General features: G+C 38.5%; 16 protein-coding genes and 1 pseudogene. 14 read left to right on the top strand and 3 right to left on the bottom strand.

The genetic code is table 11. The features are described from left to right. Positions 1-13: 13 nt before the first annotated feature. Positions 14-514: a DUF3872 domain-containing protein gene (locus tag ABGT65_RS14150; RefSeq protein ID WP_346703006.1), complete on the top strand. Its 501-nt coding sequence runs from the start codon at positions 14-16 to the stop codon at positions 512-514. A 65-nt stretch (positions 515-579) separates the two neighbouring features. Next, positions 580-954, top strand: coding sequence for a hypothetical protein (locus ABGT65_RS14145; RefSeq protein ID WP_346703005.1), 375 nt, complete (start codon positions 580-582; stop codon positions 952-954). Between the two features lie 104 nt (positions 955-1,058). Here ABGT65_RS14145 and ABGT65_RS14140 read toward each other — a convergent pair whose 3' ends face one another. Genes ABGT65_RS14140 through ABGT65_RS14130 form a run of 3 tightly spaced genes read right to left on the bottom strand, consistent with a single transcriptional unit; the run spans position 1,059 to position 4,619 of the window. After that, complete coding sequence (locus ABGT65_RS14140) at positions 1,059-2,099, bottom strand: tyrosine-type recombinase/integrase (RefSeq protein WP_005642461.1); 1,041 nt, start codon at positions 2,097-2,099, stop codon at positions 1,059-1,061. Continuing rightward, a complete protein-coding gene (locus ABGT65_RS14135) occupies positions 2,089-3,408 on the bottom strand; it encodes a tyrosine-type recombinase/integrase (RefSeq protein ID WP_005642462.1) in 1,320 nt (439 codons plus the stop codon). The genes ABGT65_RS14140 and ABGT65_RS14135 overlap by 11 nt, the downstream gene beginning before the upstream one ends. Further along, positions 3,405-4,619, bottom strand: coding sequence for a tyrosine-type recombinase/integrase (locus tag ABGT65_RS14130; RefSeq protein WP_005642464.1), 1,215 nt, complete (start codon positions 4,617-4,619; stop codon positions 3,405-3,407). Before ABGT65_RS14130 ends, ABGT65_RS14135 begins: the two co-directional genes overlap by 4 nt. A 130-nt stretch (positions 4,620-4,749) precedes the next feature. Between ABGT65_RS14130 and ABGT65_RS14125 the strand changes: the two are divergent. From ABGT65_RS14125 to ABGT65_RS14070, 12 genes and pseudogenes are all read left to right on the top strand, one after another. Next, positions 4,750-4,959 (top strand): annotated as a pseudogene (locus ABGT65_RS14125) (glycoside hydrolase); the annotation flags it as partial. Positions 4,960-5,035: 76 nt separating this feature from the next. Continuing rightward, positions 5,036-6,241 (top strand): site-specific integrase, encoded by a 1,206-nt coding sequence (locus tag ABGT65_RS14120; protein ID WP_346703004.1) that lies wholly within the window; start codon positions 5,036-5,038, stop codon positions 6,239-6,241. A gap of 332 nt (positions 6,242-6,573) precedes the next feature. Continuing rightward, positions 6,574-8,130 carry a virulence factor SrfB gene (locus ABGT65_RS14115; protein ID WP_346703003.1) on the top strand — a complete coding sequence of 519 codons (1,557 nt, stop codon included), beginning with the start codon at positions 6,574-6,576 and terminating at the stop codon, positions 8,128-8,130. Between the two features lie 104 nt (positions 8,131-8,234). Then, positions 8,235-9,338, top strand: a complete 1,104-nt coding sequence (locus ABGT65_RS14110) for an IS4-like element ISBf13 family transposase (protein ID WP_032528339.1) — start codon at positions 8,235-8,237, stop codon at positions 9,336-9,338. 60 nt (positions 9,339-9,398) lie between these two features. Then, entirely contained in the window at positions 9,399-10,853 is a 1,455-nt protein-coding gene (locus tag ABGT65_RS14105; protein WP_346703002.1) for a virulence factor SrfB, read from the top strand. Between the two features lie 27 nt (positions 10,854-10,880). Next, the gene (locus ABGT65_RS14100; RefSeq protein ID WP_346703001.1) at positions 10,881-13,700 is read left to right on the top strand and encodes a virulence factor SrfC family protein; all 2,820 of its coding nucleotides are present in this window, start codon (positions 10,881-10,883) and stop codon (positions 13,698-13,700) included. 4 nt (positions 13,701-13,704) lie between these two features. Next, the gene (locus ABGT65_RS14095; RefSeq protein WP_346703000.1) at positions 13,705-16,686 is read left to right on the top strand and encodes a S8 family serine peptidase; all 2,982 of its coding nucleotides are present in this window, start codon (positions 13,705-13,707) and stop codon (positions 16,684-16,686) included. 9 nt (positions 16,687-16,695) lie between these two features. Then, complete coding sequence (locus tag ABGT65_RS14090) at positions 16,696-17,700, top strand: hypothetical protein (protein ID WP_346702999.1); 1,005 nt, start codon at positions 16,696-16,698, stop codon at positions 17,698-17,700. 18 nt (positions 17,701-17,718) lie between these two features. Beyond that, entirely contained in the window at positions 17,719-19,347 is a 1,629-nt protein-coding gene (locus tag ABGT65_RS14085) for a hypothetical protein (protein ID WP_346702998.1), read from the top strand. 6 nt (positions 19,348-19,353) lie between these two features. After that, entirely contained in the window at positions 19,354-21,162 is a 1,809-nt protein-coding gene (locus ABGT65_RS14080; protein WP_346702997.1) for a hypothetical protein, read from the top strand. Positions 21,163-21,167: 5 nt separating this feature from the next. Continuing rightward, the gene (locus ABGT65_RS14075) at positions 21,168-22,436 is read left to right on the top strand and encodes a hypothetical protein (protein WP_346702996.1); all 1,269 of its coding nucleotides are present in this window, start codon (positions 21,168-21,170) and stop codon (positions 22,434-22,436) included. A 10-nt stretch (positions 22,437-22,446) separates the two neighbouring features. Further along, positions 22,447-23,196, top strand: coding sequence for a hypothetical protein (locus ABGT65_RS14070; RefSeq protein ID WP_346702995.1), 750 nt, complete (start codon positions 22,447-22,449; stop codon positions 23,194-23,196). Positions 23,197-23,211 lie beyond the last annotated feature (15 nt).

Here is a 23,211-nt window from a genome sequence, read left to right as displayed (position 1 = left end):
AATTAAATGCGTTATGAAAAAGTTATTTTCCTATATGATGGTTTGCGGTGCCATGATGACCGCTGTATTAGGCTTCACATCTTGCGAGGATGACCTCGATGTTCAGCAAGCCTATCCTTTTACGGTTGAGACAATGCCTGTACCCAAGCGATTGGTACAGGGCGAGACAGCAGAGGTACGCTGTGAGATTGTCCGTGAGGGGTATTTCTCCGATACTCGCTACACAATCCGTTACTTCCAGCCCGATGGCGAGGGCACATTGAGAATGGATGACGGTATGGTGTTGCTACCTAATGACCGTTATCCGCTTGACAGAGATGTGTTCCGTCTATACTACACCTCGGAGTGTGAGGATCAGCAGACAATAGATGTCTATTTCGAGGATAACCATGACCAGCTCTATCAACTAACCTTCACTTTCAATAACGAGGCAAAGGAGGAAGAGGATACCACAGAGGACAACACGATTACTCCCATAGGAACTATCGTTTCTCCAATCAATTTCAATCCTTAAACAACGGTGGCAGGCACTCGCTTGTCGGGTGTCTGCCTCCATAACCAATCACTAAAAGAGAATCTATGAGAATAAAGTTAATGATTATATGTCTGACTCTGCTTTGCGGATATGCCAAGGCACAGACACGAGGTGGCGACTCTTCGCCACCGATGCCAAAGGAGATTTCTGCGGAACTGTTCGATAAGGCAGTAGCACTCATCAAGGAGTTTGAGGGGTGGCACTCGGCAAAACACTATCCATACATTGGTTACGGGCACAAACTTCTGCCACATGAGAACTTGACAGCCGATATTACCGAGGAACAAGCGGATTCGTTACTCAGAGCCGACCTATTGGAGCGATATAAGTATTTCCGACAGTATGGGAAAGATGCTTTGCTCTTATCCGAAATTTCGGATAACAAAAGTTATCCAAACCAAAATATTATCCCAACTTGACTTTTTACTATATTGAATATCAGTAAATTGTTATATTTTGGTGGCAGATAATAAAGAGTGATTGTTCCATTATTCAAGAACAGTCACTCATTTATTACTAAGTATTATCTCAATCCAAGAACTGTTGCTAATGAATCTTTATTTCTGATTTTCTTATATTTCTTTTCAACGCCTAAAGTCAGATTGTCTTCCATAGAGCATAAAGCTTGTATCATTTGTTCTGATGAAACTCCTACGTATTTCATTGTCGTTTCAATGCTCTCATGCCCCAATAGTTTTTGTATCTGCGCCAAGTTTACACCGTCTTCCAACCAATGGGTAGCCCGTGCATGCCGAAAACTATGGCAATGAAAATCTACAGGAATTTCAAGTAGCCCCTGAGACGCAATCCTAACATACATTTTCAACCGCTTGCTAATCGCTTCTGAAGTGATTTTTTTGTTTGCATGGCCATATATGGGGAAAAATACAAAATCAGAAGGTAACGGATTTGCCGGATGGAACAACTTCACATAATGTCTCAGTATTCTTACCATGCTGTTCAACAAATAAATGGTACGTTGTTTATTCCCTTTACCCAAAACAAGAATGTAACCTTTCGTTTCATCCAGGTGCAGTGCCGACAGCCTCAATGATAATATTTCATCTATTCTTGTTCCGGTACTATATAGAAGATTGAACAAGGCAAAATCCCTCTTACCTATCAATGTACGTGTATTGATGCTTGCAAAAATCCGTTTGATTGTATCTTTTGTGATTACTTCCACTTGTTTTTTAGGTTGCTGCATTCTTTTTATTTCAGCGGCATCACAATCATATTTTATGAATTGGATTTTCTTGTGCGCAAGGAAACGGAGGAAATTTTTCAATATGGAGAGGCGATGATTGCATGTTTGCGGGCTGCATTTTCTTACTTCTTTCAGCCACGCAATCCATTCTTCAATCCAGTCCTTACGGAAGCATTCCCCACAAAGGGTATTTGATGTGACTCCTTTTGAGGATTCAAGGAAGTCTATATAGATTCCCATTCCCTCTCCGTATGATTTTAAAGCGTTATGGCTCAGATTCCTTATACACGGAAGATAGACCGTATGCCACTCATGGATGGCATCGGCGATAATTGAATGTTCTGCTTTAGTCTTCATATTCAAAATAGTCGTTTAAATCAGGCAAAAGTTCTTCATACCCACATCCTGTTAGATTTTCCAACTGGTGTGCAAACAGCGGTACAAGCCTGTAATAATATAATGTGTTTTGAATGTAACGGTGTCCCATGGAACGGCTGAGATATAAGAGTTTGTCCATCCATTCAATGCCGCAGTGATCCCAACCGTTTATGTTCACGACCGCATAGTGACTGCGAAAATCATATGCTCTTGCGTGTGCCGTACTGACTTTCTTCCATACTTTCTTAAAACTTGCCGTTACCCATTCTCCGGAATATGGTTTGTCATACTCGTTAGGAAAGAATGTCTTTCTTCCGGGCATGAGATTTTCCATTTTGACATTATACATCTGCAATAGCGACCACATGGATTCGTGCAAGGCAACCCGATGTTCATCTATGCTCTTTGTGTATCTTATATTTATAACACCGGATTGCAAATCTACGTCTTCTACTCTGAGCAGACGGGCTTCTGTTGTACGCATCCCTGTACTGTACAAAAGTCGGAAAAAGACCGGAACTTCCACTTTCATAAGCGCAGCCCTCATGTCACGGCAATTTATTGGAGGTTCGAGATTGTCCGCTTCATTAAAGAATCTTGCAAGCTCTTCTGGAGTAAACGGATGTGGTTCGAATGATGTGACATTGACTCTTGGAATGGTGGATGGAAGAGGAATATTTACAAAACCACGGCTATTCGCATATTTCAGAAATCCTCTGACACCTACAATTCTGTTATTGCATGACTTTGCGGATTCCGTTTTTTTCTTCTTGCAATAATCAAGGACAATTTCTTCTGTAAGAACTTCGGCTGACGGATAATTTTGAGCGCAGAAGTCATTGAAACGGCGAATCTTGTCCATTGTCCGCCTACTGAATTTCCCAGAAGCTCTTTTGTAAAGTTCATATTTCTTGACTATATGGGATATTGCGGAATAAGAGTATGGCTGTTCTGAAACAGGAATACGCTTTGGCTTAGGTGTGTATTTTATATCCGGAGGATATGATGGCAATTTGAACGGTGCCCCATATTTCGACCGGATATAACGGATGAAGCGCCTCAAAATAATGCATCTGTTACGGTTTGTATAATAGCTTTCCTTATCTGTCCTTGATGCCCATCCGGAGATAATATCATCCGACAGCACTCCGCCATGATTCATACAGTACTTGGCGAAAGAGTTCAGGTATATGCGGGTTATATAGTCACATTTTCCGATACCGGAGATGAAATTGACATATTCAGACATCAAATCTGCAAATTGGGGTAGATGTGAATCTGTTTTCATTCGAACAACTCCTTTCTTATTGGATAACATTCAATATTGATTCCGCATTCTCTCAGATGAGGGATGTCAGCATCTATATATGGGACTATAGATGAAGAACAGATATGTCCTAAAATATGGCTGATGACCCTAATCTCGGTACCTTTACCAAGTAATTTAGAGGCGAGGTTGTGCCGAAATACGCTGACTCCACGCCCGGATTCACCTTTTCTAAGGTTTAGTTTCTCAAAGACTGTATTGACAATGGTGCCGATACTTTTGTTCTCCAACCTTTCTGTCGTATTCTTCTTGTTGGGAAACAGATACACGGATCCGGCCTCATTGTCCCGTTCATTCCGTATGTAATCAAACAATGAGTTTCCAACATGGGGAAGAAGGGGCAACACTATCGGATTACCAGTCTTTTCCTGGACGAAGCTGACTCGTTCCTTCTTCCAATCTATGTCTGTCAATTTCAAGTTGGCAATGTCACATCCTCTTATGCCAGTATATAAAGCCAATGAAACTATAGCTTTTTCCCTGAAAGTCAAAATATTGTTAGAGTCTGACAAAGCATTTTTTATCACATTGATTTCATCATCCTTAAGATAGTTGAAGTTTTTCCTTTCATATTTCAAATCAGGGAAATAACCTAATACTTTTTTCATGTCGTATAAATCCCCCAACTCTTTAAGGGCTGACGCTATGTGACCGCAATATGTCCTTGAACGCTTTTGCTGTTCTTCTTTAAGGAAAAAGGACAAAACATGTTCTTCTTTGATTTCATCCAATGAAGAGACGTGGAACTTTTGCATCTCAAAAAGGAACATTGTAACGGCATCGGTTTCCATTTTTACTGTGGACTTCTTTTTATGTTCTGCGGCACGCTTCCGATAAATGTCTATAACTTTCCGAAAACTGGGGTTAAGCATATTATACCTGGAAGGATAGCATAACGGAACAAAGGACTTCTTGTCCGGGTAGTGCCCAAATTCATCATATGCTTGGATAGTACGTAAATGCATCATCCTAAGATCCAATGTCGCTTTTGTATATCCCCTTGTACGGATAAACTTTTCTGCAAACTGTTCATACGAATGAAAACATCCTTCATGTTCAAAAAGAAGTCTTAAAACAAATTTTACTCCTTTGATGTACTGAATGTCATAACCACGGGAAACGAGGTTGTCCAGTAACTTCTTCTGGCTTAATTTTAACTGTGCTATATTCATATTCTTCCTATTGGCTTTAGTGCCATTAGCAAAGATATAGGAATGTATTATCCAAACCTATTCATCCTATAACAGAATGATTTACAGAATAAAAAACTATATTTTTAGGATAATGCTGGGGTTTGGATAATTGCTACTAACGGTTTTGGCTTACAATGTGGGACATTCACGCTTGCTTGGCTATGGCAAACGCCCGAAGAGTAACCTTATCAAGAAAATAGAGTCCGGCGACAGGGATATCTATGAGGAGTATATCTCGTACCGTTGCTATAAAGGTAAGCCTATCCCCAGCATCGAACGCCGCAGAAAAAGAGAGTTTCAATTGCTGTATATCCCGTAGCCGTTATTTAAAGAGCCTTCCCTTAAGCAATCGAGTGGAGGCTCTTATTGTAAAACAAAGATTAATAGAATATACTATGGTATCTATAAAATTAAAGTTCAGACCCTCAACTATTGAGGGGAAAGCAGGTAGTCTATACTACCAAGTGATTTATATGCGAAAAGTTCGACAAGTTGCAACGAACTTCCGAATTACCCAAAGTGAATGGAATCCTGAGTTGGAAGATCTTATCATTAAGGATGATGACTCGTCTCGTGTAAATTATTTACAGTATGTACAGAGCCATATAGAATACGACAAGAAATGTTTCAATCGCATTGTAAAGAAATTGACCATCTCAGATTCTCCATTTACCGTTGATACGATTGTAGATGAGTTTCATAAGCAATCATTTGAAATAACCTTGTTTTCGTATATGGAGAAAATGATTGCTAAACTCTGGAGACAAGGACAACATCGCACAAGTGAAACATATCAAGCGACTCTTAACAGTTTTAGGAAGTTTAGAGAAGGTGTAGATGTTTGTTTTGATGATATTGATTCGGAAATGCTTATTTCGTATGAGTATCATTTAAGAGCGAAGGAATTGGCTCCCAATACAATCTCTTTCTATATGAAACGCTTGCGTGCGGTATATAATAATGCTGTGGAAGATGGCTATGTAGAGAATAAGAATCCATTTAAGAAGGTGTTTACTTCATCAGAAAAGACTGTAAAGAGAGCTATTCCGTTGAAGTTCGTTCGTAAATTGAAAGATTTGGATTTGAGCTATTCTCCATCCAAGAGTTTTGCCCGTGATATGTTCCTGTTCAGTTTCTACACACGAGGAATGGCATTTGTGGATATGGCATACTTACAGAAAAAGAATCTGAAAGATAATGTGCTTACATACCGAAGAAAGAAAACGGGACAATTACTGTCAATCCGTTGGGAGGATTGTATGGAAAACATTGTGGATCAATACTCTTCATTGAGTTCTCCATTTCTTCTCTCAATAATAAAGGAGCCAACCGGAAATACCCGAAAACAGTATCATAATGCCCTGACACTTATAAATCATAACTTAAAAGCGATTGGCAAAGAGTTAGGTTTGACTTTGCCTTTAACAATGTATGTTGCACGCCACTCATGGGCGAGCATTGCCAGGGATGAGGGAATTCCAATATCTGTAATCAGCGAAGGAATGGGACACGATTCAGAGAGTACTACACAGATATATCTGGCCTCTTTGGAAACGCAAGTAATAGACAAAGCCAATAAGAAAATACTGAAATTATTATGAAAGCTATGATTGCTGCTTTTTAGAGGAGTTCGGGAGCGGACTCCTTTTTTGTAGAGCTTTCTATAAATAGTTAAGCAAAATGGTCAATCTCCTAACAGGAGACAATAATCCATAGTGCAAAATTACGCAAAATACTCCATTTGGGAGCATTTGAAACGGACAAAAATAAATGTTTGTATTAAAAATCTATTGTACAATGTGGGACATGTTTAATTACACTTTAATACATTGAAGGCTAAAACATTATATTACAAATGCATATGCGAAACATTCATCTCCTGTTAGGAGATACAAAAATCATAACAATTGATGTTTAGTTAAAAATAAAAAATATGAACAGCTTCTCATTGATAGCGAATTCAGGTATTCAATTGTTGACATTCAGGCTGAAATTGAATACTCAGGATAAATTTAAAATGTGGTTCCGAGAATGGTACGACACAAGTAATGGGCAATGGAGATTGGACCTTGCTCATGAAGTTACTACCGATGATAATGTTTTGTTTTACGACAAGCACGAATTATTCGATGGAGGCTATCTGAACGACCCAACAATCGAATACGATCCTATAGAATTGCGAAATGACGGAATCAATCCTCTCAAGATTGATGATGAAATGTGCAACGGAGTCAGAGGCGAGCTATATAAGTTGACTTTCTCTGACAAACATAACGCATTAAAGAATTTTGAGAATAAATGGATTCCTATTCCATACTTTTTCAAAAGAACAGAGAAGCGCTTTAAGTTTAGCCCAATGAACTGGTCTCGAGTTAAGTTTGTGCCTAGAAGTGAAGGTAAAACTGAACTTGAATACGATGTTATTCTCGCGTTTGATACAAGAGCTGGTTATTCGTCTAATGAATATAATGAGTTTCCGGTTTTCCCTGATCAGTATTGCTCTGAGATGAATTTTGCTTTGTGTGACAACGAGTTTTTCTTAATGGACTATTGTTCTCCAAAGGAGAATTGGAGCTATATTGATGAGTATATTTTCAAATTAGTTCATCCTACACTCAGCAGTGTGTCGCAAATCAAGGGCGCAAATACTCACAAGATGTCTTACATTGCATCTTACATTTTCTTGGTGAATTATTTGGCTCAAAACAAATTGTTCCCAGCTATAAAGTTGTATAAAGACCAAGATGTCGAAGTGAGAAATGTTGATATGGTAATAGATATTGGCAATTCTAGAACTACTGCATTATTGATTGAAGATAATTCGAATTTTAATCAAGTTAAGCCTTTGAGTTTAATTGATTACACGGATTTGTTACAGGAAAAAGATGACAAAGTCCGTATCCGCTCCTACAACGAACCTTTCGACATGCGTTTAGCCTTTAGAAGAGTTGATTTCGGATCCTTTGGCATTAACGATAGCAAGCAATTTGTGTATCCTAGCTTTATCAGACTTGGCCAGGAAGCAAGTGCCCTTATACATCGCGCTTGCAGTTCAGCATGGGAAGAGGAGACATTGTCGACATACTCAAGTCCTAAAAGATACTTGTGGGATAATAAGCCAAGCAAAAAGGAGTGGGAATTTTTAGTTCTTCCAGGTGAAGAATCTAACCATATACTTAATATTCGAGGCATTAGTTCCAATCTTATGAGCGATGGGCGAATCGATGTGACAGGCACTGATGGTGGGCGCTCTTCACATTACTCTAGAAGAAGCCTTATGACCTTTGCCTTCTTGGAGATGCTCTCGCAGGCTAATACCCAGATTAATAGTGAACCATATCGAATTGATGTTGGCTGGAAAACAGTTCCACGCAAGATAAAGCGAATAATTATTACTTGCCCGACCGCAATGTCCAAGATTGAGAGAGAGGCTCTTGTGAAGTGTGCTAAAGATGCAGTTACATTGTATGGCAAATTTTTTAGTAGATGACAAAATATAAATTATGTTGTTATATGCCTAATTATTAGTTGTTTATATTTGCAAAAGTCCCTAAGAATCAGTATCTTTAAAGAAAAGTTTGCCCGCTTTTTCGTATGAAGACAACTGACTTTAAGGACTTGGGCAAAGTTAACCAAATCCTTCCGATGATGCAAGAACATTTTGGGAAATCGATGAATCTGGCCCGCATAAAGTTTATGGCTTTCATGCTCCATGCCCTGTGTGTAGTACAGACCGTAAGCCTCCATAAACTCGCGGCGGCAATGCCAACCTCTGTTGAAAGGGACTCCAACCTTCGCCGCATTCAAAGATTCATAGCCAAGTACGCCCTCAACTTTGACCTTGTGGCGCAGATGATATACTCTCTGCTTCCCGTCAAGACAGGGCTGGTGCTGAGCATGGACCGTACAAACTGGAAGTTCGGTGATTTCAACATCAACATCCTCATGCTCGGCGTGGCATACAAGGGGATTGCATTCCCATTGATGTTCAGCCTTCTGCCTAAGAAAGGGAACTCCAATTGGAAGGAACGCAAGGCAATCGTTGAACGATTTGTCCGGCTGTTCGGCTCCGAATGCATCGACTCTCTTGTTGCCGACCGGGAGTTTGTCGGCAAGGATTGGATCGGTTGGCTCAACCGCAATCATATACGATATTATATCCGGATCCGGCAGAATTTCTGGCTTGTCAAGCCTTCCACAGGGGAAAGAATCCGTGCATGGTGGCTCTTCAATTCCCTGAAAGTGGGGCAGGAAAGATTTTATTACAAGCTTTTCCTGCACAAAGGTGAGTACGTTTATCTTGCCGGAAGCCGAATCAAGAACTCCGACGGTGTGCCTGAACTTCAGATCCTCATCTGCTTCAAACGCCCGGAAAAGGGTGTCGACACTTATAAAAGGCGATGGGAGATCGAGACCGCATTCCGGGCTATGAAATCCTCCGGATTCAATATCGAAGACACGCATTTGCGCGACACAGAGCGGATTGCAAGACTTCTGGCAATGGTTTGTATTGCTCTTGTATGGGCGTATCTCGTTGGGGAACATAAAGATGAAAACGTAAAGCCTATAAAGACATTGAAACATGGACGTAAAGCCAAATCTTTAGTAAAGTACGGCTTGGAGGAAATCTCCAACGTGCTTTTTCGACCAATTTATGTCCCGAAATTTGATGTATTCAAATTTTTGTCATGTACTTAGGGCAAATTTATATACGGTAAGGGCACTCCTGTCATCGATATCATACCAGCTGTACGCTCAATGAAGGATAATGATGGCTCGTGGTATTATGATGAAGCAACATGTGCTCAACTAGTGTATATCTATGGCGAGGTAGGACATAAATACAAAGGAGTATGTAGCGAGTTCTTCAATTTGTACGGAAAGATTGTTGATGGTAATCAGCAACCTACACTTACAGTTGGCTCATTGGATATTGGAGCAGGTACATCCGATTTGATGATTAGCGAATACTCTTACACAAAAGGTGACTTAACTACCATTACCCCGGATCCAAAGTTTTACGATAGTTTCTATTTTGCAGGCGATGATATGCTCAAGGCCTTAGTCAAGAATGTGATGTTGCTTGACGAAAAGCATAGTGCTTTCCGCAAGGCTCTTCGTAGTCTTGACCCAATACAGTATAGGCAAAAGATTAAGAATTTCTTTGGCCCAGATTATAATGGTCAAACTATTGCCGATCGCATTGCAAGGCGCGATTTCAATATACAGTATTCTATCCCGTTGATGACATATTTCTTGGAGTTGGCATCAAATGATAGCTGTAGTTGTATAGTTAAGTATGACGATGTATTTAAGGTTAACCAACCTAACCAACGCGTAATAGACGACTTTAAGAGAAGGATGGGAATAGACATCACATCTCTTACTTGGGAGTACAATAAGGAGTTCGTAGCCGATATTATTTCAAAGGAGTTTGAACCACTTTTGAAGAAGATTGCCACAATGTTCTTTGCTTATTCCTGTGATGTGATTTTACTGTCAGGAAGACCGTCATCGTTACCAGCAATACGAAACATCTTCCTAAAGTACTATCCTGTATCGCCAAATCGACTTATAACTCTAAACAACTACTATGTTGGTGATTGGTATCCTTTCTGTCAAAACACTGGATATATCACCAATCCAAAGACCATAGTGGCTATGGGAGGTGTAATTGGCCATTATGCTTCCGAGTACTCCAATCTTGATAAGTTCTCCATTAATTTGGAGAAACTCAAGAGCAATCTGAAGTCTACGGTCAACTATATTGAAGCCTCAAGAGATGGCCAGCCTATTGAGTACTTAATTACTCCTGATAAGTTGCAGGGAGAACTGACTGTAAGCCGAATCCCTGATATCTTAAATGTTCGTCAATTCGGCTTGACCAGTTATCCGTCAAGGGCGCTGTATTCCATTGACTTTAACTATATGAAATTGGTAAACAAAATTCGTAATAAAGCATTGGATAACGGGAATAATCCTTCAGATGCAGCTGTTCAGTCAATGGCGAATGACGAGGTAGAGGGTTTCAAAAAACGAATGCCATTTAAGATTACGATAGACCGTGATCCTGAAGATAAGGAGAATCTAACTATTAGCTCTATCGAAGATAGAAATGGAGTTGAATTGTCTGATAGCAGTATTGAGATTCACATTCAGAGTTTGGGTGTTGATGATCAGTATTGGTTGGATTCTGGAGCATTTGATTTTTAATGGTTGAATAAATTGAATTTGGCATATATGACTAAAGATATAATTACTAACCTCGAAGTTATCAAGCAATCCGTTGCTTGGGCAGATAAATACGAGAAAGACTCATTCCCACGGGAAGTGTTTAAGAATTATCGCAGAAAGCTGAGAAGAATTGGAGAAGCTCTCTCAGAGAACTGTTCTGCTGCAGCATATGGTGAGAGTCAGGTCGGAAAATCCTATCTGATGAGTAGCCTTCTGTCAACGCCTGATGCACCATTTGTTATTGAGAACGATGGCGTTCGCTATAGCTTTATTGATGAGATTAATCCTAGCGGAGGCAATAATACCAAACAGGAATCTACTGGTGTTATAACTCGTTTTACAATTAGGCAAAGTAATAAAAAGATGGCTGACTATGTGAAAATCACGAACTTGTCAGTAGTCGATATCATTCTTTTATTGGCAGACTCTTATTATAACGATGTTAAGATTAATACGGATAGTGTTATGCTTAACACTGATATAGATAATTCTCTGTCTCAAATGAAAGAATTGTGGAGCGGTAAGTCGCCGGCTCACAATATCATTACAGAGGATGATATTAGAGATATTTGTGATTATCTCAATGATATCATTGGAAATAATGCTGCAAATATTTGCAAGTCAAATTTTTGCAAAATTATTGCCCCTATTATTAGTTACGTAGCAAGCGATAACTGGGTTAATATTTTTGGCCTTATATGGAATAATAATCCAGAGTTAAACAGATTGTTCAGTACCCTTATTAACGAGTACAAAAAATTAGACTTTTCAACTGAAGTGTATGTACCGTTTGACGCAGTCCTAAGAGATAAAGGCACATTGCTTAAGATTGATTGGCTTGATTCTGTATGTGGCATTCATAAAGAGTCTAATAATGATGTCCTTTATACGGATGTATATAATCGTGAAGGCGAACTTATTGCAAAAGATTTCAGTAAAGCATACCTCTCTGCTTTAATTGGAGAATTAACATTTGTATTGCCAGAGGAAATCGCAACAGAAAGAAAATTCCTAAAGAAAATTGATTTATTGGATTTCCCAGGTGCAAGATCCCGAGAAAAAATCAAGGAACAGCAGCTGGGAGAAGTTCTGCCTACGATTCTTCGAAGAGGAAAGGTTGCCTATTTGTTTAATAAGTACTCTCGTTCCTTGAAGATTAGTTCAGTACTCTTCTGTCATCATAATGACCAAAAGACTGAACCTACAATTGGAGCATCTATACATAATTGGATTGAGGATAACATCGGAGAAACACCTGATGTTAGAGCCAATATACTATCAAGGACTAATGGTATTGCACCTCTATTTTTGATTTGCACAAAGTTCAACATCGACCTTGAAAAAACGAAGAATGATACGCCTGAAGCAGCCTCAAAGTTAGACAACCACTGGGCAAGGTTCAATACAACAATTCCAAAAATTATTGAGCCCGAGAAGTGGCTTGATGAATGGGTGTCTCTAGGAGGCTCATTTACATCTCCTTGCTTCCAAAATGTATATTTGCTTCGAGACTTTTATTGGTCCTCTAAAAACCAAGTGTTTGACGGATATAATGAGCAAAAGGGAACTACCGAGAGTAGCGTCCATATATTCGATGAATACCCGGGATATTTTGACGATTTGAGAGAAAGTTTCCTTGCAAATCCCTTTGTTAAAAAGCATTTTGCAAAACCTCAACAAGCTTGGGATGATGTAGCAACAATTAACAATGATGGTTCTAAGGCTATCATTAGGAATCTTGATGCCATCGCCGAAGTACTTGATGACGCAAGACACGAACGATACTTGCAGCAACTTATAGAAATACGCGATGAAATCATCAATAGGTTAAGCGTTTACTATGAGTCTGATGACAAGGAAGAAAACAATGTGAGAATCCGCCAAATTACAGGAGACATTAAACTAAGGACTGAATTTGCTTTTGGTGAAAAACCTGAAAGATTTGGTCGTATCATTGATGATTTGATGGTATCGTCTGCAGACATTCGAACCATTGCATACGACATCATAGTTCGTCATATTGAGGAACCGCAGAGCGTGTCATCTATTAAGATGATTCGTGCATTCTGTGAGATTGATATTAACGATGATAAGTCTACTAATATCCAGAAACTCTGCAAGAGATACAATAAGAAGGAGAGTGAATTAAAATCGTTCTTTGCAGAAATGGGTGTCACATTAGAGGATGTAATATCTGATGAAAGTGAATTACTAGCCACTGTCCCAGATGTTATCGCTAAACACATCATTGAGTATTGGAACAACCATATTAACGAACAAGTAAAAAATATGGGAAATGTGCTTCCTCATGCAGATGAGATAGCATTCATGATTCTAACATTATTGAACAAACTTGGTGTTAAGCGAGCTATTTCGGATAAGATAAATAGATATTACGATGTTTTTGATAGAAATGGACTCCCTAATGCAATAGCTGATTATGCCTCTTTGACATTAAATAACTTTGTTAGCACAGTAGGTCGAGAATATATGTCAGAAAAGGATATGGCAAATATTGCACAAAAGGCAAAATCATGCCATTTGGAGATTGATTTGTCCCCGGCAGCATCAAGTTCGAATATAAAGCCTCAGCCTCTATTAGAAGTCCTTTCGGCTCTTGATCAATCAAGAGATGAGATGAACAATTCTCGCATTGATTTAGCGACACTAAAAAAGTTACCATTCTGGGATAGTTACCAGCGTTGGGAGAACTTTATTACGATAGGATTACTATTCGCCAGTGATATCTCCCATGTTGATCCAGTAGCAAATGCAGCTATTAAAGACATAATTGACACTAGCAGTACCCTATATATAAATAATTAAGTATATGGCAGAACATACTCTATATGGCAAGAGAAAACTCTGTTACACAGAGGTTACTGATTTTACCGATTTCCAAGGAATCGGTCGCGATCCGCTGTACAAGAGATTTGACAGCGTATATTCAGTAGTTGAGAAGAATGTAGAGCCTCAATATAGAGACTTTCTAGCTCATCCTATATATTCAGATGAGGATCAGATATTATGGTATGTGCGCGAGTGGAATCATACACCGTGTGCATATAGTGATTTATCAGATGTTGATAAGGCTAAGTATGCTGCGATAAAGGAAAAAACAATTGCAGCATATGAAAAAGTACGTAAAAATCTGACAGGTGAGGATAAGCAGATTCTAACAGGTGCCCTCAAGTATATTGATGAGGACTTTATGTTCTGCTATGATGAAAAAGTAGTAGTAGTTGCTTGGGGTATGTCGCCTGACTCTCACAAACATGTCGTGAAGGGTGCAGTAATACATGATTTAAAGATTCAAAGCAATCACAAAGTACGTTTTATTGTAGGAGAAAATGGCACTCTTACAGATAAATTAGCTGGGGTTGTTAGTCGCCCTGATGGTGCCACATTATCAAATATTGATCTGCCTACCGTAACTCCTAAGAAGGGATATGTATTTAAGGGATGGGATCCAAATCCATTGGGTATGAAGGTTAATGGGCCTCTTTCTTTTACAGCACTATATGATGAGGTACCTATTGAAGATGATGTTCCCGCAGAAAAAGAAAATGTGCATATTACCTTCTTAGCAGGTGTTGGCGGCTCATTGAGTGGAACAACTGAATGCTCCATAGAGAAGGGGACATATCTAGATGTAATGCAAATTCCATCGGCTGTACCTAATAACGGTTATTCTTTCGTTGGCTGGGATATTCAGCCCGATTTAGGAGCTATCTATGAGGATGCAACTTTCACTGCTATCTTCAATAGAGATAATGTAACATGTCAATTTGTCGCTGGTGAACACGGTTCAATTGAGGGTACAGATTGCTTTACACTGCCTTATGGTTCAATATTTAATAATGATAATACTCCGGCAATTAAAGCCAAAAGAGGTTATAAGTTTATAGGTTGGGATAAGTCACCTATTGATTACACTTTGAATGGCGATACAACATTTACCGCTCAATATGAGAAGGAATTGCCTTGGTATAAACGCCTTTGGGCTTGGTTTACAGGTAAAGGATGTTTAAAGTGGCTATTGTGGTTGTTACTCCTATTACTTTTGCTGTTCTTATTGTCATGGCTTTTAAGATCATGTGAAGGCGGTAGCCCAGTAGAGCCTACACCTGTAATTGAGACAAATGACGGGCGTGTTATTGATAACAATGGACCTGTCAAGGGTATTGTTGGTGATGATGGCAAGTTGCCTGATAATAATGTCGTAGCACCTATCGTAGGGGATGACGGCAAAGAGCCTCCTATTGTTTCAAATCCTGGGGCGCCCGATATTGTTGCAAATAGGCTAAATATATACTTTGAAGATGCGAATGTAGACCTTGAACAGTTTATATCAGACCTTTCTAAGATATATTCAGAAAATGAGTGTCAAGTCATTGGCTTTGATAAGAATGTGCCAATGATACAGATTCTTATTCCTGAAAATATGCGAGACGCTATTAGAGAGGGTTTGAATGCACAGCTTCCAAACTATGAGTTTTTCATAGTTGATGAGTCAATTTTTACCATTGTTGGCGATATTAGTACGGATACAGCAAATATCGGCTGGCATCTTGATGCAATTGATGTAGAAGAAGGTTGGGAAATTACTAAGGGAAGCCCAAATATCACCGTAGCAGTTGTTGATGATGGTATTGATGCAACACATGATATCCTTAAAGGAAGAATTGTAAGCCCTTACAATGTGTTTACTCAGGATAATAGATTAAGTGTTGGCCAGGGACATGGTACACACGTAGCTGGATTGGCAGTTGGCTCTGATAAGATGTTTGACAAAGGCGTATCTGGAGTTGCGCCTAAATGTAAACTAATGCCAATACAGGTATTTGACAATGGTATGTGTACATTCTCGTCAGTAACAAGCGGAATAATGTATGCTATCCACAATGGAGCAAATGTGGTAAATGTATCTATTGGTCCGAATTTTAGAGGACTAGATATACTACCTCTCCCTGACCAGGATTATATTGCTAAAACTCAATTCAAAAATGAAGAGCGTGTGTGGAAACGAATTATTAATGTCGCAAATGAGCATAATGTTATAATCGTTTTTGCAGTAGGTAATGACAATATACTCGCAAACATTCCACCAGAGAATAGAACAAATTTCACCGTAAATGTCGCCGCTGTTGATAGGCAGATAAAAGGTACAGACTTCACCAATTATGGTAGAGGTTCTAACATCTCTGCTCCAGGAAAGGGCATTTATAGTTCTATACCCGTGAATGAATATGCCGTATTTGATGGTACAAGTATGGCAGCTCCAATAGTTGCTGGTACGGTAGCATTAATGAAGAGTTTAAACCAAGATATCTCGGTGACAGAAGTGCTTCATATTTTACAGGCAACAGGTGAGCGAGTTTCTGATTATATGCCACCAATGATTCAAGTGGACGATGCTCTAATAGCGTTGAAAACAGGCGTGATACCGGAACTCCCGGATACAAATGGTAATGCCAATAACGAAATTGCAAATCCTAATGTTGGAGATGGGGGCTCTTCTGGCAATAATCCAAATGATGGAGAAACACCTATTAATGATAATCCCGGAGAAACAGGTGGTAATGTAGGTGGCAATACTCCTGGGGATACTGGTAAAACGCCAGGCCAAGATGGACAGATCCCTGGGAACAAACCAAGTCCTACGGATCCGGGAAATGATAATGGTAAAACAACTCCGCCAACATCTGAAGATGAAAATGATGGAACAGATTACGATGCCATTAGAAAACTAATAGAATCCTATAAGAGGAAGATAAGTGAACTTGAAAAATTATTACCTGAAAATAAATAAGGAAGATATATGGCAATTAATGAAACATTAAAATTTTCATGGGGACATATCATTGCATTTGTTGCACTGATATTTATCAGTTATGTCTCATTTATGGGAATCACATATTTGACTGATGGAGATTTCCTATATGCGGGGTTGGGTGTATTGATAATCGATCTTGTACTTATTATATTTTTCATCATACCTCAAATTTTGAAAGGGGCAGATGAGAAATTTAGCAGAAAGATTGTTTTTGAGCGTATTCTTTTCTTCTCTGCGCCATTATTCTTTATTGCGGTAATGGTTCCATATGCCCATTTCTGGACGGTTTTTGATAACAGAAGTCAGGTGGAAACGACTTTCTCAGAGTCCATAAAGACAACAAAGGGTATGTTCGAGTCTTATGAGGCCTATGCAAATAATAGAATAAAAGAGTACGACAAGAAATTGGCCCAAAATAAAACGGAGATCGTTCATCGTACAAATGAAGTTGAGGCCCTTAGGCTTCAGTTGATTGCTGATAATTATGATGCTTTGAAAGAATCTGCTGTTAAGTGGATTGATAATGCATCAGGAGCAACCGTATGGAATGTTTTTATGATTGGCAACATCAAAAAAATAGAAAGTGCTATTGAAAATTGGAATAACTCGCTAAGTGAATTCTCTGGTAAAATTATGTCAGACGAGCCTAATGGAGTCGAACCATTCTCATCATCTGACCCAAGCGTAACAAAAGCTAAGGAGAACCTAAATAATCTACGCTCTGTGTACACAACAATGGGTACCCCATCAATGCTTGCAATTGGTATTGGTGTTCTACTATACATATTGCTTTTATTCCCGTACATCATTCAAAGTAGAAATACCAAAAGTACATTTAGACTCATTGGCTCTGAAGGTGACTCATATACACCTAAACGCAAAAAGGCTAAGAAAACTAGCAAAATTGACCGCCCTGAAGATGATATGACATTTAGTATTGAGGATGATTCCTCTTCAAACGAAGGCGATTACGGTTCATTCACTATGTAATTGAAAAATTCCAATAATATGATTGATTTAGATACTATATTTGATAATATCGATGAGTACAGCAACAACATCGATGACCTAGTAAAGGCCTTGAAACAGGCCGGAATAAAGAGTTTTGAAGAGTTTCGAGATGCAGCTCGAGAAGCAGGTACACCAGTAAAGAAGTCTATACAGGATCAGGTTGCAGAGAAATTTGCGAACTGCGAGGAGGAAGACTGGGAAGAAGCCAAACGCATTAATACAGAAGAGGCTTACCAAAATTACCTTGATTCGTATCCAGAAGGCGAATATCGAAGTTCTGCCCGTGATAGAATTGAGGAACTGCAGAAATTGGCGGAAAGTGGCGCCAGTGATGAGATTTGGGATAGCGTTAACAAAGGAAGTATTCCTGAACTGCAAAATTTTGTAGACAATCATCCTAATAGTACTTACCTTGCAGAAGCCACACGCCTTTTAAGAGAGTTGCGCAGAGAACAATATCTAGGAGTTGACATTAGAGCACTTGCTAGACAGATTAAAGCAATACGAACAGATGCCAGAATCAATAACCCAGAGAAGGCGATATATGATAGAATAGTCAACTATATTAATACTGGTAAAATTAGTGTAGAAGACCTCCTTTCTGCTATCGCGGAGGATAATAACTTCATTAGCGGTACGGTTGCAAATTTGTTGTGGGAAAACGGAATTATATCAGACTTTTCAAGAGCGGGGATTGATGGCGATTTTATTGCACACATGATGTCTAACATCACTCCTCAGAAATTCCAAGCTCCTAAACCAATAACAAAGATTACAAAGTCTCCATGTACAGAAGTTTACTTTTGGGGTATTCCGTCATCTGGTAAAAGTTGTGCATTAGGTGCAATTTTGAGTTCTGCCAATAGTGGTAGGGTCGCAAAGAGTATGCAACGTGATCCAGACTGTCAGGGCTATGGTTATATGAATAGATTGGCCAATCTGTTCAAAACTAATGGAGCTGTTGGCACACTACCCGAAGGTACAGCCATATCGTCTACTTATGAAATGGGCTTTATTCTCGAAGATGAAGACAGAAAAGAGCATCCCATCACTTGTATAGACCTTGCTGGTGAGCTTGTTAGATGTATGTATAAGCAAGACGCCGGAGAGCCTTTGACTGATGAGCAGCAGAATGTTCTTAAGACATTGACCAACATATTAATTGATAACAGAACTGATAATCGAAAGATTCATTTCTTTGTGATAGAATATGGTGCAGAGGACAGAGAGTATGAAGGCCTCCCTCAAAATATCTATCTAGAAGCAGCTGTGGCTTATATCCAGAGAACAGGAATTTTCAAAAAGGATACAGATGGCTTATATCTCCTTATTACTAAGGTTGATAAAGCAAAAGCTGTGGGCAAGGAGTTGCAGGAAAAACTGAGAAACTATATCTCTGAGAACTATCAAGGTTTCTATAATGGTTTGAAGAAGATTTGTAAGGACAATGAAATAAATGGTGGTAATGTGGAGATCCAGCCATTTACGTTAGGTACAGTATGTTTCCAGAACTACTGTAAATTCAAAGAAGATACAGCAGCAACGGTTGTTAGAACACTCATTAAGAGGTCTTATGGATACAAAACTGGAAAGATTAAGAACTTGTTTGACAGATTAAAAAAGTAACAAACTATGGATAATAATAAATTAGGCTTAAAGATAGTTCGTATAAATCAGGGTTATACAGATTTATTTGAAATAAACGGAGACCAGGTATGGACTAAGAACGTCTGGGATATCCGCAAAGACCTTGAGAACATTGATAACTTGGATGGTTCATCAGCAGTACTAATGCTTACAAGCGTTGATACTGGACACATATTAACTGTAGCTTCGCTTATTGAGGGTCGTATCACTGATTGTATTAGTGCATGGATATATGTTCCTGCTTCAATTAATATTGCAGGTAAGGAACTTGTTGAAATAGTAGATGCTGTTAAAAAAGAGATTCTTGCTAACGAAAGAAATGATGAAAGATTAACCCAACTTCTTTCGAAAACATATGAATCAGCACCTGCATCTAGAATCACTACAAAAAGCAATGGCGAAAAGTGTGCATATAGATACTATGGACAGAAAGCAAAGTACACTCTAGCCGAGCTCCTAAAAGATATGTGCCAGTCTTACTACAAGAACTATAAGAGTATATTCCTTTTGGATAACTCAACGAGTCTTAGGTGCCTTTCAGGTGATAATCTTTCTGATCATAAGGTTTATTCTATGGTAGTTATTAAGTCTCCAGGTCAGGTTGACTCATTTGTGCCATATATTGGTGAACAACCTTTCGTCGGACAGATGTATGCTATTGAAGGAGATGTGATTAATATTGAATGGAGGCGTGATGGGTATATGCCAATACATACATCTAGTACAATCACTCCTGGTGCTAAATATTCCCTACCAACTCCTAATCAATATGTTAGATTGCTTCCGTACAATTATATAAAAATAACTGATGAATGGAATCAAAGAGTTGAAGATTACGAATTATGCGTAGCAAAGAAACAGGTTAATAAGGGTGACGATATCCAAATTAGCGAGTCAATGCTTAATAATGTATGGGTCGAAATTTACGCAGAAGGATATGAGCCACACAGTGGTCATGTTAATTTAATGCAACCAGTGCATATTAAGATGACAAAAGAGATGTACTCTTATGAGTTTTTGCTTCCTCTAAAAAATGATGAAGGATATTATCCAATTAAGATATCAGGCAACAGAAAAGTGAAATCTTCGCCTGTGAAAGGTTATGTAACAGAAGATGGATATGTTACACGCAATGATAAAAATTACTTGCGATTCAAGCCATTCACTCGCAAATTCTGGATTACATGCCTAATATGTTCTATAATAGTCCTACTGCTCGGTGTCTGCGGTGGTTATGCTTTAAACGACTTCATTGGAGGTAAGGCCGATAATCAAGAAATCAGCAAATTAACGAAAGAAAATGCTGATTTAAAGAGCCGCATTAAGGAGTTAGAAAAACGCAACTACAATTATGCACCAAAAGGCTCAGAGAGTAATAGTGATGAAAAATCAGTAGATGCAGCAATTTCATATATAGACCATAATAATGTCTGGAACAGAACTGAGATGGAAAAACACGAACCGCTAAAAGGTTTGTGGGATGCAATGAATGAGAGACGTTTTGATGATATACTGGCCTATGAGAATGTTCTTGGCAAATCCGCAATATTTAAAGAACTAGTGGCTTCGATAAAAGCAAATCGTCATAAGACTTTCTCAGGGAACTTTAATACAAAAGCGAACGATTATGATATAACCATTAAGCCAGAAGGTAACAAAAAGGGTTATATAAAGGCGCTTGAGGATGCTGGAACCACACCAACATCACACCAGCAAAATAGCAGAAGCAGTACCCCGAAACCAGAAAAGTCTACAGAAAAAAAGGATGGATTATTTGATTTCTTGAAAAATTAACCAATATGAGCAATACAGGTAAGAAAATATTGATACTCGGAATAGTAATAGCAATTGCTATTGCAGGCATTCTTGCCTTTTATCCGACGATTGTTGCTCCACCTACAGATGTGCCAGTAAACAATCTACACAAGTCTTCACTAGAAGCTAACATAAATGGATTTTCTGACACAGAGAGTACCATTTTCAATGACTCGATTTATAATGTAGTCGTTGACAAACTTGAAATGTACAAGTGTGAAGGATTTATGACAGAAGAGGAAATAGACTATCAGACAAAAGCTCTAGTCCAAAAATATCTTCCCATTTTTACTAAATTAAGTCTTGCAAAGTTTGGGGCTTCTACATGGCGAGAGTCTGACCATAAAGCAATGCTTAATCGCATAGCTCATCTGAGAACATTGAAGGTAGATTATGGCGAAACTACTGCTGTTGCAGGTTCATATGAGGAAGACCTCCGCAAAATTGAACAGATTATTAGCAATTATAAGGAAGCGAAGAAAGTTGCAACATATTCTACATTCCATTCTGTTAGCGATGCAAATGCAAAAATTCAAAGTGCTGAGAAATATAGAACAATGTCCCCATTGTCTAATTGCGCAGACTTGACAAATAAGCTAGCAGCCGTAAAATCAAATATTGGGAATTCGCACTATTATCAAGTAGAAGCAAAGGTTAATGAGATGGCGAATTATCGTAATATGACTGAGGAGACATTTAACGCATTGATGTCAACAACTAATAGTAAGATAAAAGAGTATGATAATAACCGCTCAAAATATGGTTCAAATGCAAAATCTACAGAATCACTAAAACAGAGAGCTGCAGATTATGCAAGAAATGCTAAAGAGTTTTTTACTCGTAAAGAAATAAATATCTCTACAAATTACCAATGGACGAACATGACATCACCAAGTACTTCTTACCGAGCATATCAATCGTCAAGTAACTATAATAGGCATAATAGCGATGCAACTATGTCATTTACGATAAAGGGATACGACACCTTTACTTTTTACATTCGTAGTAACGGAGAACCAAATTTTGACTATGTGATCGTCGGATTGGACAAGATGCCTACAACTGGTGATAACTATAAAGATACAAAGGGTAACGCGCAGAGCGGAACCTCATTGTACAATTATAGTGCGGTAACTCTTAATAATCTGACAAAATCTAAAACGTATACAATTTATGTTGTATATCATAAAGATGGCTCCAATAATAATGGAACAGACAGAGGTTATGTATTGATTCCTTACGCAAATAACTAAAATAATTATAATGAAAGAACTGATATTGATTTTAGTTTCCTTGTTCTTAAGTGCCAATGTTACGGCACAAGATAAGGCAAAAGTCTTTTTTAAAGGTAAATCCAATAAAGACAGAATCGAAAATGTCGATAGTGTCAAACTTGTAGCCGACTCGCTTCATCGGATGCTACTCCATAGAGATAGTATCATTGGAGTAAATAAGAAAGTTATTGACTCTTTGAGGCTTAATAGTAAACGCGATTCATTGAGACTTACAGTTGCAGCAAATCAACAACGAGACTCACTTATTAAAGTAATAAGAAGCAAGGAACGTGAGATAACAACACTGCAATCAAATGCGGGCTTTGTAGATACTTGTATGGTCAAATTGGCTAATAGATGGTTGTATGAACCGTTTAATAAGAAAGATGTAGACGATGCAATCAGTTATTTTGATAGGATGTATTCTACCAGGTTCAAAGATAGCATGTCGCTTGTACAAGAATTACTTAGAAATTATGAACGTTCCTACCGTGAATTTCAAAATATTATTAAGCGTGCACAATCGGATCCTGACCGAGAAATACCATTTGTAAGCAATGACTATAAGGCAAGGTATAAGAAAGAGATACAAAATATGACTTATTATTTGAGGTACTATAATGGAGAGTTGAACATTAATTACCTTAATGAACAAATTAAAAATGCATTAGAAATATTAGAGAAGCATTCCGATAGTAAACCAGCTGATTTTTCTTCTCTAATAGACCCCAACTTTTAATCGACTACAATTCAA

The organism is uncultured Alistipes sp. (assembly GCF_963931675.1).
Lineage (GTDB): Bacteria > Bacteroidota > Bacteroidia > Bacteroidales > Rikenellaceae > Alistipes.
The sequence above is the reverse complement of the archived record's forward strand: the minus strand, read 5'-3'. Positions and strand labels throughout refer to the sequence as shown.

What these genes read in the sequence shown, in the direction of transcription:
- ABGT65_RS14140 (WP_005642461.1), bottom strand. Translation starts at nt 2,099, where the DNA reads ATGAAGACTAAAGCAGAACATTCAATTATCGCCGATGCCATCCATGAG.
- ABGT65_RS14145 (WP_346703005.1), top strand. Translation starts at nt 580, where the DNA reads ATGAGAATAAAGTTAATGATTATATGTCTGACTCTGCTTTGCGGATAT.
- ABGT65_RS14135 (WP_005642462.1), bottom strand. Translation starts at nt 3,408, where the DNA reads ATGAAAACAGATTCACATCTACCCCAATTTGCAGATTTGATGTCTGAA.
- ABGT65_RS14085 (WP_346702998.1), top strand. Translation starts at nt 17,719, where the DNA reads ATGATTGATTTAGATACTATATTTGATAATATCGATGAGTACAGCAAC.
- ABGT65_RS14100 (WP_346703001.1), top strand. Translation starts at nt 10,881, where the DNA reads ATGACTAAAGATATAATTACTAACCTCGAAGTTATCAAGCAATCCGTT.
- ABGT65_RS14150 (WP_346703006.1), top strand. Translation starts at nt 14, where the DNA reads ATGAAAAAGTTATTTTCCTATATGATGGTTTGCGGTGCCATGATGACC.
- ABGT65_RS14130 (WP_005642464.1), bottom strand. Translation starts at nt 4,619, where the DNA reads ATGAATATAGCACAGTTAAAATTAAGCCAGAAGAAGTTACTGGACAAC.
- ABGT65_RS14115 (WP_346703003.1), top strand. Translation starts at nt 6,574, where the DNA reads ATGAACAGCTTCTCATTGATAGCGAATTCAGGTATTCAATTGTTGACA.
- ABGT65_RS14120 (WP_346703004.1), top strand. Translation starts at nt 5,036, where the DNA reads ATGGTATCTATAAAATTAAAGTTCAGACCCTCAACTATTGAGGGGAAA.
- ABGT65_RS14080 (WP_346702997.1), top strand. Translation starts at nt 19,354, where the DNA reads ATGGATAATAATAAATTAGGCTTAAAGATAGTTCGTATAAATCAGGGT.
- ABGT65_RS14075 (WP_346702996.1), top strand. Translation starts at nt 21,168, where the DNA reads ATGAGCAATACAGGTAAGAAAATATTGATACTCGGAATAGTAATAGCA.
- ABGT65_RS14110 (WP_032528339.1), top strand. Translation starts at nt 8,235, where the DNA reads ATGAAGACAACTGACTTTAAGGACTTGGGCAAAGTTAACCAAATCCTT.
- ABGT65_RS14095 (WP_346703000.1), top strand. Translation starts at nt 13,705, where the DNA reads ATGGCAGAACATACTCTATATGGCAAGAGAAAACTCTGTTACACAGAG.
- ABGT65_RS14070 (WP_346702995.1), top strand. Translation starts at nt 22,447, where the DNA reads ATGAAAGAACTGATATTGATTTTAGTTTCCTTGTTCTTAAGTGCCAAT.
- ABGT65_RS14105 (WP_346703002.1), top strand. Translation starts at nt 9,399, where the DNA reads ATGAAGGATAATGATGGCTCGTGGTATTATGATGAAGCAACATGTGCT.
- ABGT65_RS14090 (WP_346702999.1), top strand. Translation starts at nt 16,696, where the DNA reads ATGGCAATTAATGAAACATTAAAATTTTCATGGGGACATATCATTGCA.